General features: G+C 40.7%; 13 protein-coding genes. 8 read left to right on the forward strand and 5 right to left on the reverse strand.

All coding sequences use genetic code 11. The features are described from left to right. A partial coding sequence (locus tag BLR53_RS17310; RefSeq protein ID WP_143007901.1) for an integrase core domain-containing protein occupies positions 1 to 230 on the forward strand: 230 nt, incomplete at its 5' end. A gap of 245 nt (positions 231 to 475) precedes the next feature. Here BLR53_RS17310 and BLR53_RS17315 read toward each other — a convergent pair. The 3 genes from BLR53_RS17315 to panC all read right to left on the reverse strand — a co-directional run bounded on the left by BLR53_RS17315 (position 476) and on the right by panC (position 2,944). Further along, the gene (locus BLR53_RS17315; protein WP_074591485.1) at positions 476 to 1,615 is read right to left on the reverse strand and encodes an acyl-CoA dehydrogenase; all 1,140 of its coding nucleotides are present in this window, start codon (positions 1,613 to 1,615) and stop codon (positions 476 to 478) included. A 75-nt stretch (positions 1,616 to 1,690) separates the two neighbouring features. Then, entirely contained in the window at positions 1,691 to 2,041 is a 351-nt protein-coding gene (gene panD / locus BLR53_RS17320) for an aspartate 1-decarboxylase (RefSeq protein WP_037443089.1), read from the reverse strand. Positions 2,042 to 2,074: 33 nt separating this feature from the next. Further along, positions 2,075 to 2,944 carry a pantoate--beta-alanine ligase gene (gene panC / locus BLR53_RS17325; RefSeq protein WP_234797517.1) on the reverse strand — a complete coding sequence of 290 codons (870 nt, stop codon included), beginning with the start codon at positions 2,942 to 2,944 and terminating at the stop codon, positions 2,075 to 2,077. A 124-nt stretch (positions 2,945 to 3,068) separates the two neighbouring features. On the opposite strand from panC, the gene BLR53_RS17330 reads away from it, so the two are divergent. Both BLR53_RS17330 and BLR53_RS17335 read left to right on the forward strand, forming a co-directional pair. After that, positions 3,069 to 3,893: a glycogen/starch synthase gene (locus BLR53_RS17330; protein WP_037443066.1), complete on the forward strand. Its 825-nt coding sequence runs from the start codon at positions 3,069 to 3,071 to the stop codon at positions 3,891 to 3,893. 22 nt (positions 3,894 to 3,915) lie between these two features. Beyond that, on the forward strand, positions 3,916 to 5,337 hold the full coding sequence (locus BLR53_RS17335) for a DUF4270 family protein (RefSeq protein ID WP_074591488.1): 1,422 nt from the start codon (positions 3,916 to 3,918) through the stop codon (positions 5,335 to 5,337). A gap of 89 nt (positions 5,338 to 5,426) precedes the next feature. On the opposite strand, the gene BLR53_RS17340 is transcribed toward BLR53_RS17335, so the two are convergent. Next, positions 5,427 to 5,852, reverse strand: a complete 426-nt coding sequence (locus tag BLR53_RS17340; RefSeq protein WP_037438046.1) for a single-stranded DNA-binding protein — start codon at positions 5,850 to 5,852, stop codon at positions 5,427 to 5,429. 10 nt (positions 5,853 to 5,862) lie between these two features. Further along, positions 5,863 to 6,915, reverse strand: coding sequence for an A/G-specific adenine glycosylase (mutY, locus tag BLR53_RS17345; protein WP_074591490.1), 1,053 nt, complete (start codon positions 6,913 to 6,915; stop codon positions 5,863 to 5,865). Between the two features lie 258 nt (positions 6,916 to 7,173). On the opposite strand from mutY, the gene BLR53_RS17350 reads away from it, so the two are divergent. From BLR53_RS17350 to BLR53_RS17370, 5 genes are all read left to right on the forward strand, one after another. Continuing rightward, positions 7,174 to 7,476 (forward strand): HU family DNA-binding protein, encoded by a 303-nt coding sequence (locus BLR53_RS17350; protein ID WP_037438049.1) that lies wholly within the window; start codon positions 7,174 to 7,176, stop codon positions 7,474 to 7,476. 9 nt (positions 7,477 to 7,485) lie between these two features. After that, the gene (locus BLR53_RS17355) at positions 7,486 to 8,346 is read left to right on the forward strand and encodes a tetratricopeptide repeat protein (protein WP_037438050.1); all 861 of its coding nucleotides are present in this window, start codon (positions 7,486 to 7,488) and stop codon (positions 8,344 to 8,346) included. Between the two features lie 278 nt (positions 8,347 to 8,624). Beyond that, the gene (locus tag BLR53_RS17360) at positions 8,625 to 10,175 is read left to right on the forward strand and encodes an Rne/Rng family ribonuclease (protein ID WP_037438051.1); all 1,551 of its coding nucleotides are present in this window, start codon (positions 8,625 to 8,627) and stop codon (positions 10,173 to 10,175) included. Positions 10,176 to 10,289: 114 nt separating this feature from the next. Further along, positions 10,290 to 11,666, forward strand: coding sequence for a DNA repair protein RadA (radA, locus tag BLR53_RS17365; RefSeq protein ID WP_074591492.1), 1,377 nt, complete (start codon positions 10,290 to 10,292; stop codon positions 11,664 to 11,666). A 61-nt stretch (positions 11,667 to 11,727) separates the two neighbouring features. Continuing rightward, entirely contained in the window at positions 11,728 to 12,201 is a 474-nt protein-coding gene (locus BLR53_RS17370) for a DUF4920 domain-containing protein (protein ID WP_074591495.1), read from the forward strand. Positions 12,202 to 12,251: the final 50 nt, after the last annotated feature.

Here is a 12,251-nt window from a genome sequence, read left to right on the forward strand (position 1 = left end):
CAGAAAGGGTAAACGGGATACTAAAATCAGAATTTGATTTGCATAGCTCAAAAGTTGGTTTTAGGGAAACTACCCAAAAGATAAGAGAAAATATCCAAACCTATAATCAATTAAGGCCCCATGCTAGTTGTGATTATCTAACTCCAGAGCAGGCACACCTGAAACACGGGCCATTGAAAAAAAGATGGAAACCTAAATGGTGCAAACCAAATGAAAAGCAACTTGTATAATTGATACAGGAATAACAAATTTGCGTGTATAGTCTATCTAAAATTAATTCAGTAAACTGTATAGCCATTTCAGGATAAGACAACGTTCGGATACTGTTAAAGATTAAAACGGTATTGAGACGGTATTGAGTCGGTATTGAGTCGCTGTTGATATACCCCATTACCGACTGAACACCCTGTCAATACCGACTCAATAGCCTTTTAGCGTAAAACGAGCTAACCGGTATACTTATTTCACTTATCATTTAGTCCAGAATCTCTCTTGAAATTACCATTTGCTGAATTTCCGAAGTTCCTTCATAAATCTGGGTAATTTTAGCATCACGCATCAGCCGCTCCACATGGTATTCTTTCACAAAACCGTAACCACCATGTACCTGCACTGCCTCGACCGTAACTTCCATTGCTACTTTAGAAGCATACAGCTTAGCCATCGATCCGGCTAGCGTATACGACTGCCCCTGATCTTTTAACCAGGCAGCTTTGTAAACGAGCATTCGTGCCGCTTCAATCTTGGTTGCCATATCCGCCAGCTTAAAAGCAATTGCCTGATGATCGGAAATTGGTTTTCCGAATGATTTTCTTTCCTGAGCATAAGCCAGCGCCAGCTCATATGCACCCGCTGCAATACCGAGTGCCTGTGCGGCAATACCGATCCTGCCACCTTCCAGAGTCTTCATCGCAAACTTAAATCCGAAGCCATTTTCACCGATACGATTTTCTTTAGGGACTTTCACATCATTAAACATAAGAGAATGCGTATCTGATCCACGTATACCCATTTTATTCTCCTTGGGTCCGATAGTAAACCCTTCCATACCCTTTTCGACTATAAAAGCATTGATCCCCCGATGTTTCAATGAAGGATCAGTTTGCGCAATAACCAGATAGACAGACGCTGTACTACCATTGGTAATCCAGTTTTTCGTGCCGTTAAGCAGATAATATTCGCCTTTGTCTTCCGCTGTTGTATGTTGTGATGTTGCATCCGAACCCGCTTCAGGTTCGGAAAGGCAGAATGCCCCTATTATTTCCCCTGAAGCCAGCGGTTTAAGATATTTTTCTTTCTGTTCTGCCGACCCGAAAGCTTCCAGGCCATAACAAACCAGTGAATTATTAACAGAGACCACAACCGAAGCTGAGGCATCTATTTTTGAGAGTTCTTCCATGACCAGTACATACGAGACTGCATCGAGTCCGCTGCCACCAAATTCTTCAGACACCATCATTCCCAGGAATCCAAGCTCACCTAGTTTCCTGACCTGTTCTACAGGAAATTTCTGATGTTCATCTCTTTCAATGACTCCAGGTTTTAACTCCTGCTGCGCGAAATCACGCGCAGCCTGCTGAATCATCAATTGTTCTTCGCTAAGTTGAAATTGCATAATAATTATATCTTAGAAATACGTTTTCACCAAATTTAGTATTTCCAGACTAATAATTACTATGCAACCATAGTATTATTTCAGCAGATGATTATGATCATCAGGAAATACAAGAATTGGCTTATATAATTTCGCCTCTTCAATTGGTAGCGATCCGTAAGACATAATGATCAGAATATCGCCCACCTGAACCAACCTTGCAGTTGCACCGTTCAGACAGATCATACCTGACCCGCGTTCTCCGCGGATTACATAAGTTTCAAACCGCGCCCCGTTATTATTGTTCACAATTTGTATTTTTTCATTGGCAATAATGTTCGCAGCATCCATCAGATCTTCATCTATTGTAATACTACCTACATAATTTAATTCTGCCTGAGTCACCTTTACACGGTGTATTTTTGATTTTAAAACTTCAATAATCATGATAATTTTTTTAGGTGCCTGTTTAAAGACGTATTAGTTAAGGATGATATTATCTATCAGCCTGGTTTCACCGACTTTTGCGGCTATAAGCGCGACCAACCCGGATTTTCCGGATTCCTCATCAACCGGCAACAACGTATCTCCATCGGCAATAGTCAGATAATCTAACTCGACTCCGGGTGTGCCTCGTACCAGTTTCCTGGCATTTTCCAGTAGTTCAGCTATTTTGGTCTCACCGAAATGATCCCTGATATAATACAGAGAACGGCTCAATACCAAAGCTTGTATCCTTTCTTCTCCAGTTAAGTGAATATTCCTTGAGCTCATAGCCAAACCGTCTTCTTCCCGAATAATCGGGCAGGAAACCAGCTCAACCGGCAAATGAAAATAATTCACCATATTTTTAATCATCAGCACCTGCTGGTAATCTTTCTGTCCAAAAAATGCAAGATCGGGATTTACTGCATCAAATAATTTCTTTACGATCTGAGTAACGCCCTGATAATGTCCTTTTCTAAATTCGCCTTCCAGCAGGAATTCTGCGGGACCAAGATCAATATGCCAGTTTTCAGGCTCCGGATACATTTCTGTCACCGACGGCATGAAGACGAAATCACACCCTGCATGCTCCAGCATACGGATATCGTGCTCAAGTGGCCTGGGATATTTTTCCAGATCTTTCGGATCAGTAAACTGAGTGGGATTGACAAAAATGCTGCAAACAACTATATCAGCAAGCTCCTGGGCTTTTTTGACCAGAGAGACATGTCCGCTATGCAAGGCTCCCATTGTTGGAACAAGGGCGATTTTCTGCTGGGCCAGCCGGGCTGACCTCAACGACACTTTTAATGCCGCAATATGATTTATGACTTCCAAACCGGGTTGTAAAATTTCAAAGTCCAAAGTTGAGCATTTATATAATCCCAACAAAACATATAGCCAATTTATTGATAAATTTGAATAAAATGCTTACCTTTGCCCCTTGATTATCTTTTCTTTAACATAAATATTTATTCAAAATATGGAGATGGCAAAAACAAAGCTACTGATTGTTACACACGAGATGTCGCCTTTCCTCGAACTCACGAAAATTTCAGAGATTACCCGTCAACTTCCTCAGGCAATGCAGGAAAAAGGATTAGAAATCCGCATTCTGATGCCAAGATTTGGCAATATCAATGAGAGAAGGAATCGCCTTCATGAGGTAATTCGTTTATCAGGAATGAACATTATGATTGACGACAATGATAACCCACTGATTATCAAAGTTGCATCTATACCAGCAGCGCGTATGCAGGTATACTTTCTGGATAACGAAGATTATTTCCAGCGCAAGTATGTCTTCCGGGACAAAGAAAACAAATTCTATGCAGACAATGACGAAAGAACAATCTTCTTTTGCAAAGGCGCACTGGAAACTGTTAAGAAACTTGGATGGGCGCCGGATATCGTGCATTGCCATGGCTGGATGACCTCACTGGTTCCTGCCTACATCAAAACATCTTATAAAAACGATCCTACTTTTAAGAATTCAAAAGTAGTATATTCGGTTTATGAGAACTGCTTCACAGAAACTATGGACAGTTCAATGCATGAAAAAGCAGTGATGAATAACATGACAGCCGAAGATACCAGCATGTATGTTAATCCGAACTGTAATACGATGCATATCGGTGCAATAACCTATGCTGATGCTGTTGTACTTGCCGATGAAAAAATTGAAGCTGATGTGTTAAAGTTTGTTAAAGATTCAAATAAACCAACTTTAGCTTTTAATTTAACCGAAAATTTCGAGAATTTCTACAATTTATATGAAGAGATATCGAACGACGAATTAGTATCTATCGTTTAACACAGGTTTTATTAAATAATATATGAAATTTCAAAAACTAGACTTATTAACCTTGTTGATAAGTCTTTTTCTTTTATCCTCTTGTAAAAACTCCAGCGATATTGGCCTGGAATTAGGTTCAACTGAATCAATCAGGGGGGAACTGCTCGATACTGCTACTATTTTAAGTGCCACACAACTAGACGATCCTGCCAGCACCTACAATATGGCGAGATACCCGCTTGGGGAACTGAAAGATGAAATAGTTGGTTCAACCAATGCAGAAGTAGCCATGTCTGTTACAGCTCCGGGATCTGGTTTTACCTTTGGTAAAAATACACAAATCGATTCTGCTGTTTTAGTTTTACCTTATTCTAGCGGGGCTAATGTAGAACGCTACTACGGAGATACGACTTCAGTTCTTAATATCACGGTTAAACAACTTAATTCAGATTTAACAGAGCAAAAGACATTTCTAAGCAATGCAACTTATCCGGCTAGTGATGTTTTAGCCAATGTAAATAAAGCAATAAAGCCGAATACCAGGGTAAAGATTACAAATATTGTAGCCGGCGGACCTGATACTACGTTCTCTGCAAATCCTCAACTTAGGATCAAATTATCTACAGCAATGATCCAGGATAAAATCCTGAAGCTAGATTCGGCTACTTTAGCGAATGATAAAAGATTTAAAGCCGCCTTTAAAGGACTGAAAGTTGAAGCAACAACCACGAATGCCAAAGGCGCTGTTGTATTTCTGGATATGGCTACCGCTGACGGAGCAAGCATGGAAATCTATTTCAAAAAACAAAATGCTTCGACAACAACTGCAATCGATACAGTAGTTAGTAAATTTCCCGTTACCAGTAGCAATTCTAATTATGTTTTGGCTTCAATCAAACATAATTACACCGACGCTGTTAAGGAAAACATAGCCTCCAAAACACAAACGCAGACGACTTACCTGCAGGCAGGTGGTTTGAGAACCAAGATATCTTTCCCTCACGTGAATCAGCTAAAAGAGAAGATTGGCGGCACATTGATTGTCAGCAAAGCACAACTGGTTATAGAGCTAAGCAACCCTACGGATACAATCCCGTTTAAGGCACCTTTAAGGCTCGCATTGTATAGATATGACCTGGCCTCGCAAAGACAGCTGTTGCCGGATGGTAACGCAGGTAGCTCAACTAATCCGACAGGAGATCCAAGAGCCATCGCCGGTACATTTGGCGGCTTCTACGATAAGACCAAGAACACTTATACTTTCGAGGTAACCAATTATATCCAGGACTTAATTGATGGTAAAACTGTAGATTACGGCACTTTCCTTGCTGCCACACCATTTACCGAGTTTAATCTGTTCCCTTATCCAACCAGCGTAAGCCGGGCGAGACTGGGATCATTTCACAATACAGATAACAAAAGAATAAGGCTGAATATTTATTACATAAAATCCAATCCTTAAAAATAAGCTACGGACATAAAAAAACCTGCGTTATCAGTTTAACGCAGGTTTTTTTATGTCTTAGAAAAGAAAAATCGTTCGTTTATCGCCTAAAAAGGCAGATCGCCGGTAGCATTATCTTCCGGCTCGACATAATCATTTTCATGTTTTGGGGTTGCAGCGGCAACGGGGGTATTTTCAAAATCGCTCTTCCTGCCAAGTAATGTGAAGTTCTCCGCTACGACTTCGGTCACGTATTTTTTAACCCGCTCTTTATCTTCAAAAGATCTCGTTCGTAATTTACCTTCGATGTAAACCAGTTTTCCTTTTTGCAAATACTTGGATGCGACCTCAGCAAGCCCGCGCCATAATACGATATTATGCCATTCCGTTTGTTCTATACGCTTTCCTTCTTTGTTATAAGTTTCGGAAGTAGCTAAAGGGAAACTAGCTACTGTGACACCACCATCAAGATGCCGTACTTCAGGATCTTTACCTAAATGACCTACTAAAATTACTTTGTTAATACCTGACATGAAATTTGGTTTAGCTATTGATGTTTACAGATTGAATAAATTTGGTTAGAATTTTTGGTTGCGGAAGTTCATCCAGTTCTTGCCAGGATACCCAATTCACTTCTGCGTCCATACTAAAGTTAGTGATATAATTATCTAATGCAAAAAACTTGACATATATAATTTGGTGCGTAAGCAGATGTTTCATCTCCATTAAGGGCCTTAACACGACGTCTTTTCCAAACATTTCCTGAAGTGAAGAACTGAATTCAGGATCTCCGGGTTCTGCGGCATGTGAAGTCTCAATGTGCGGAAAATCGTAAAGATGCTGCCAGATATCTTCTTTTATCCGTTTATTAACTAATACCTGCCCGTCTTTCAAACAGAACAAATAATTTAAATATCTTGTTTTAACTTTTACTGTTTTCAGCTTTACGGGCAAATGATTAACCAGATTACCCGCATAGGCGGCACATCCATTCTGCAAAGGACAAACCGCACAATTTGGAGATTTAGGCTTACACTGCAGTGCACCAAATTCCATAATCGCCTGGTTGTAAACCGCAGGGTCCTGGCCCTCGATCAATGACTGGCTTAGTGTAGAAAACGTAGATTTTCCGGCAGTAGAATTTATGGGTATATCAATGCCAAAATAGCGGGAAAGCACCCGAAAAACATTGCCGTCCAACACCGCCCGCGATTCCCCGGAAGAAAATGAAGAAATGGCAGCAGCAGTATAGGCACCTATTCCTTTTAACCTGATCAAAGCATCATATGCTACCGGAAAAACGCCCTCATGAAGCTCCATTACCTCCCTGGCGGTATAAAGCATGTTTCTTCCCCTGGAGTAATAACCCAGCCCCTGCCACAGTTTAAGTATTTCCATTTCTGAGGCGCCGGCGAAATCCCTAACCGTCGGAAAAGCCGCAAGAAAGCGGTTAAAATAGGGTAATCCTTGCTCGACCCTGGTCTGCTGCAAAATAATTTCAGATAACCAGATAACGTATGGATCGGTGCTGGCTCTCCAGGGCAAATTTCTGTGGTTTGCCTGATACCAGCTGGTAATAATTATCTGAAAATTCATAACCTCAAAAATACCTGTAATCTGTCAGCAGATTGCATTTTTAACCAATTTTTTTTCGCCTTGCATCCAAAATAAGTGTATTCCAACGAATCTCGCCAAACGCTTTCGGAAGATGTAACAAACACAAAACTTGCAATTCCCTGATAGTTCAGCAGATAAATAATTGATCTTTTATTTTCCTATCTCATTAAAAAGCAATACTTTTGCAACCCCAAATCACTTATAATATTAAACACACAACAATTAATAATAGAAAATATGACTAAGGCAGATATTATTTCAGAAATATCAACGAAAACAGGAATTGAAAAGGTAGATGTACAAGAGACCGTTGAGGCGTTTTTCAAAGTCATCAAAACCAGTATGATCGGTGGCGAGAATGTGTATGTTAGGGGTTTTGGTAGTTTTGTTGTGAAGAAAAGAGCACAGAAAACAGCAAGGAATATTTCCAAAAACACCGCAATTATCATTCCTGAGCACTTCGTACCAAGTTTTAAACCAGCAAAAGTATTTGTTGACAAAGTGAAAAACAACACCAAAAAACTGAGCGTAGAGGCCTAAATCAAAGAAATGAACACTATCCGATCTAAACAAACACTAATTATTGCGGCAGTTGTACTGCTGGTTGCTTTTTTGTTTACTAGAGATATTAAGGGCTTAGTGAAACCAAAGGAGGAGAAGGCCGGAGTTCCGGCTGGTGGTCAGTTATCTTCCGCAAACAGTACGATTAACCTCACTGAGGTATCTACTGAAGCAAAAAACACCATTAATGCTAACTTAGCAACAGAAATCGCTACATTGGAAAATGCTTATCAGGCTGCTTCCGGCGATGATCAGCTGAATGCGGCTAAAGTACTGGCACAAAAATGGGACGATGTTGAAAAAACTATACCAAGTGCATTATACCTTGAAATCGTTGCCAATAAAGAGCAGACCCTGAATAACTGGTTGGCTGCTGGCGGCAGGCTTATGAAAGCGTATGATACCACAACAGATAGTGTAACAACACCGGTATTATTACAGAAAGCAAATATGGCTTATACCAACGCATTTGCACTAGACTCTACGAACCTGGATGCAAAAACAGGTTTGGGAATTACCATCGTTAATGGTATGGGTGCACCAATGTCGGGAATTGCCATGTTACTGGATGTAGTTAAAAAAGATCCAAAAAACCTAAGAGCTAATATGAGTCTGGGTACGTTTGCGATCAAATCCGGACAATTTGATAAAGCAATTACCAGGTTCAATGATATCATTGCCATGAAACCTACTCCAGATGCTTACTTTTATCTGGGAACGGCTTATGAAAACCTGGGAAAAAATAAGGAAGCAATTGATGCTTACTTAAGCAGTAAAAAGTTAGCAGCTAATCCAACCTTGTCATCTTTTATTGATAAGAAAGTGGCTGAGCTGAAAAACAAAAGTTAATAAACAGATTTATTAAAATATTTAAACCTAAAAGTTATGCCAAGCGGTAAAAAAAGAAAAAGACATAAAATGGCCACCCACAAACGTAAAAAACGTTTAAGAAAAAACAGACATAAGAAAAAATAGGAATTGTTTTTCATGAACAACGAATGGCAGATACCTGGGATGACCGGGTATCTGTTATTCGTTGCTCTTTTTTTTTATAGAGCCTGTTTAAAATACACGCTCTTCAGTCCATGTGTTTAAAAAGGGTCGCAAACCCTTAAAATGTAAAGCTTTTGGTAAAGGAATTAATTATCGATTCATCTCCCGCGGGAGTAACCATAGCTTTGATTGAAGACAAACAACTTGTAGAACTTCATAAAGAACACGTCAACACAAACTACGCCGTAGGCGATATTTATTTAGGCCGCATTAAAAAAATCATGCCGGGACTAAATGCAGCGTTTGTTGATGTAGGTTATGAGAAAGATGCTTTTTTGCATTATTTCGATCTGGGTCCGCAAGTTCAATCTTTATTAAAGCTTACTAAAATTAAGCGGAATGGCAGTGTTAGCGGTACTCTATTAGATAATTTAAAGCTGGAAGCCGATATTAACAAGGCTGGCAAAATATCTGAAGTTGTTGCCAAAAACATGCTCATACCTGTCCAGATAGCTAAAGAGCCTATTTCGACTAAAGGTCCGCGTCTAAGCTCCGATCTTTCTATTGCAGGACGTTATATTGTATTAGTCCCATTTTCCAATGTAATTTCCATATCCAAAAAAATTAAAAGTAATACAGAGCGTAACCGCCTGAAAAAGATTATAGAAAGTATCAAACCGAAAAACTTCGGTGTTATCATCAGAACAGTTTCTGAAGGTAAGGGAGTAGAGGAATTACAGAAGGATTTGCTGGATTCCGTTTCCAAATGGGAAAATTTTATTAAAAAACTGCCGGACGCTGAACCGTCTAAACGTGTTTGGGGAGAAATGGACAGAACGTCTACCTTAATCCGTGATATTCTGAGTACAGATTTCACCAACGTTTATGTAAACGACAACGGCCTGTTTGAAGATATCCGTTCTTATGTGCACGAAATTTCACCTGATATGGAGAAGATCGTTAAGCCATACAAACATAAAGAACCAATTTTCGAACACTTTGGCATAGAGAAGCAGATTAAAAACGGCTTCGGAAAAACTGTAAACCTCGCAGGCGGTGCCTACCTGGTTGTTGAACATACGGAAGCCCTGCACGTAATTGACGTGAATAGTGGTAACCGGACTGCTAATAAGGAAAACCAGGAAGACAATGCACTTCAGGTGAACAAAGAAGCGGCTAAAGAAATTGCAAGGCAGCTCAGATTACGTGATATGGGCGGTATAGTGGTAATCGATTTTATCGACATGCACAAACCGGTAAACCGTAAAATGTTGTTTGACTACCTAAGAGAGCTGATGCAGCTTGACCGTGCTAAACATACCATCCTTCCACCGAGTAAATTCGGACTGGTACAGATTACCCGCCAGCGTGTACGCCCGGAAATGAATATCGTAACCAGTGAAGTATGTCCAATGTGTCATGGTTCAGGTGAAATTAAAGCTAGTATCGTACTTATGGACGATATTGAAAGCAATATGAACTATATTTTACGGGAGCAGAATGAGAAAGACATTACGCTTTGCGTCCACCCGTATATTGAAGCCTTCATCAAAAAAGGTATTTATTCACTTCAGTGGAAATGGTTCTTTAAATTCGGACAGCGCATAAAAGTGAAGGCCGTTCCTTCTTACTTATTAACTGAGTTTCATTTTATCTCTTCCAAGGACGAAGAAATAAAGTTGTAAAACCCATGTTCAAAACATAATAAAGAAGCCTGACTGCACCCGCAGCCAGGCTTCTTTATTTCATAACCTTTTTATGGCAGGAAACTTTTAAATTCGTACTCAAATTAAAATCCATTGGCTAAAACTAAATCAGCATATTTTTGTCAGAGCTGCGGATATGAATCCGCCAAATGGCTCGGCAAATGTCCTTCCTGTAATTCATGGAACACCTTCGTAGAAGAAGTGATTGAAAAACCGGGTTCCGGTGCTGCCGCATGGCAAACTTCCAGCAGTGGAAAAAGGGCGAGTAAACCCAACCGCGTAACCGAAATCGCTTCTACGGCCGAAAAGAAAATTTCAACCAGCGATCTGGAGCTCGACCGTGTGCTTGGTGGCGGACTGGTTGCCGGCTCTGTAATTTTAATTGGCGGAGAACCCGGTATTGGCAAATCTACACTAATGCTCCAGCTGGCCTTAAATATCCGGGACAGAAAAGTACTTTATATCTCCGGAGAGGAAAGTGAGCAGCAAATTAAAATGCGTGCGGAACGGATTACCACTGACCCTGCAGCAGATTGTTATATCCTGACAGAAACCTCTACCCAGAATATTTTTAAACAGATAGAACTGCTGGAACCGGAAGTTCTGATTATTGATTCCATTCAAACACTGCATTCTGCACATATTGAGTCTACACCAGGCAGCGTCTCCCAGGTAAGAGAATGTACTGCCGAGTTATTGAGATTCGCAAAGGAAACCGGCGTTCCGGTATTTCTGATCGGGCATATTACGAAAGATGGTACGATCGCGGGGCCCAAAATCCTGGAACATATGGTTGATACTGTATTACAGTTCGAGGGTGACAGGCATCATGTATACCGCATTCTTCGTTCTATCAAGAACAGGTTCGGTGCCGCAGCGGAACTTGGTATTTACGCAATGCACAGCGCCGGACTAAGACAGGTTTCCAATCCTTCAGAGATTTTACTAAGCCAGCGCGATGAGGAATTGAGCGGTATTGCGATTTCAGCAACTTTAGAAGGCGCCAGACCGATGCTTATTGAAACCCAGGCATTGGTTAGTGCAGCGGCTTACGGGACTCCTCAGCGCTCTGCAACAGGCTTTGACACACGAAGGATGAACATGCTGTTGGCAGTGCTGGAAAAAAGATGCGGATTCCGTTTGAGTACACGAGATGTCTTCTTGAATATTGCAGGGGGGATCAAGGTAGAAGACCCGGCTATTGACCTGGCAATTCTTGCGGCTATTATATCATCCCACGAAGATATTCCCGTCTCTTCTAAAATATGTTTCGCTGCAGAAGTTGGTTTATCAGGAGAAATACGCGCAGTTAATCGGATTGAGCAACGGATTGCAGAAGCCGACAAACTTGGATTCGAAAAAATTTTCGTTTCCAATTATAATCTTAAGGGGATTAGCAGGGAGAAATATTCACTGGAAATTACAGGCGTGAGTAAGATTGAAGACGTATTTAATTTATTGTTTGGATAGCATCAGGTGATTTGATTAGATTAGTATTATAAATAATTAAACGTCAACTCATTAGATTGCTATGAAAAAATTAATATTCGCATTTGGCTGCTGCTTGTTCAGTCTGGCAGCACTGGCACAGGAACCCGCCTTTAAAGGAACGTCTCTTGGCGCAGGTGTAAGTCCCGGCAAACCCATAGCTGTTGCTGCTGTAGAAAAACAACTAGGTACGCAGCAGGAAGCACCAATGAAGATTACGGGAGAAGTTATTGAGGTCTGTAAGAAAAAAGGTTGCTGGATGACTTTAAAAACACCTGAAGGTGAGGCTATGCGCGTAACATTTAAAGATTATGCTTTTTTTATGCCTCTGGATATCGAGGGAAAGACGGTAGTCCTTGACGGTGTGGCCAGACAGCAAACCATCTCAATGGAAAAACTTCGTCATTATGCAGAGGATGCGAAAAAGTCCCCTGAAGAAATTTCAAGAATCACGGGGCCAAAAGCAGAAATTGCTTACGAGGCAACCGGCGTCGTCATTTTGTCCGATAAGCTTTAACCTATAAAAAAAGCCCTGAGTTCTTTGAAGATCTCAGGGCTTAAAATAGA

Source organism: Pedobacter antarcticus (genome assembly GCF_900103515.1).
GTDB lineage: Bacteria > Bacteroidota > Bacteroidia > Sphingobacteriales > Sphingobacteriaceae > Pedobacter > Pedobacter antarcticus.

Coding starts and splice junctions, on each gene's coding strand:
- BLR53_RS17330 (WP_037443066.1), top strand. CDS start 3,069: ATGGCAAAAACAAAGCTACTGATTGTTACACACGAGATGTCGCCTTTC.
- BLR53_RS17335 (WP_074591488.1), top strand. CDS start 3,916: ATGAAATTTCAAAAACTAGACTTATTAACCTTGTTGATAAGTCTTTTT.
- BLR53_RS17355 (WP_037438050.1), top strand. CDS start 7,486: ATGAACACTATCCGATCTAAACAAACACTAATTATTGCGGCAGTTGTA.
- mutY (WP_074591490.1), bottom strand. CDS start 6,915: ATGAATTTTCAGATAATTATTACCAGCTGGTATCAGGCAAACCACAGA.
- BLR53_RS17370 (WP_074591495.1), top strand. CDS start 11,728: ATGAAAAAATTAATATTCGCATTTGGCTGCTGCTTGTTCAGTCTGGCA.
- BLR53_RS17350 (WP_037438049.1), top strand. CDS start 7,174: ATGACTAAGGCAGATATTATTTCAGAAATATCAACGAAAACAGGAATT.
- BLR53_RS17340 (WP_037438046.1), bottom strand. CDS start 5,852: ATGTCAGGTATTAACAAAGTAATTTTAGTAGGTCATTTAGGTAAAGAT.
- BLR53_RS17315 (WP_074591485.1), bottom strand. CDS start 1,615: ATGCAATTTCAACTTAGCGAAGAACAATTGATGATTCAGCAGGCTGCG.
- panD (WP_037443089.1), bottom strand. CDS start 2,041: ATGATTATTGAAGTTTTAAAATCAAAAATACACCGTGTAAAGGTGACT.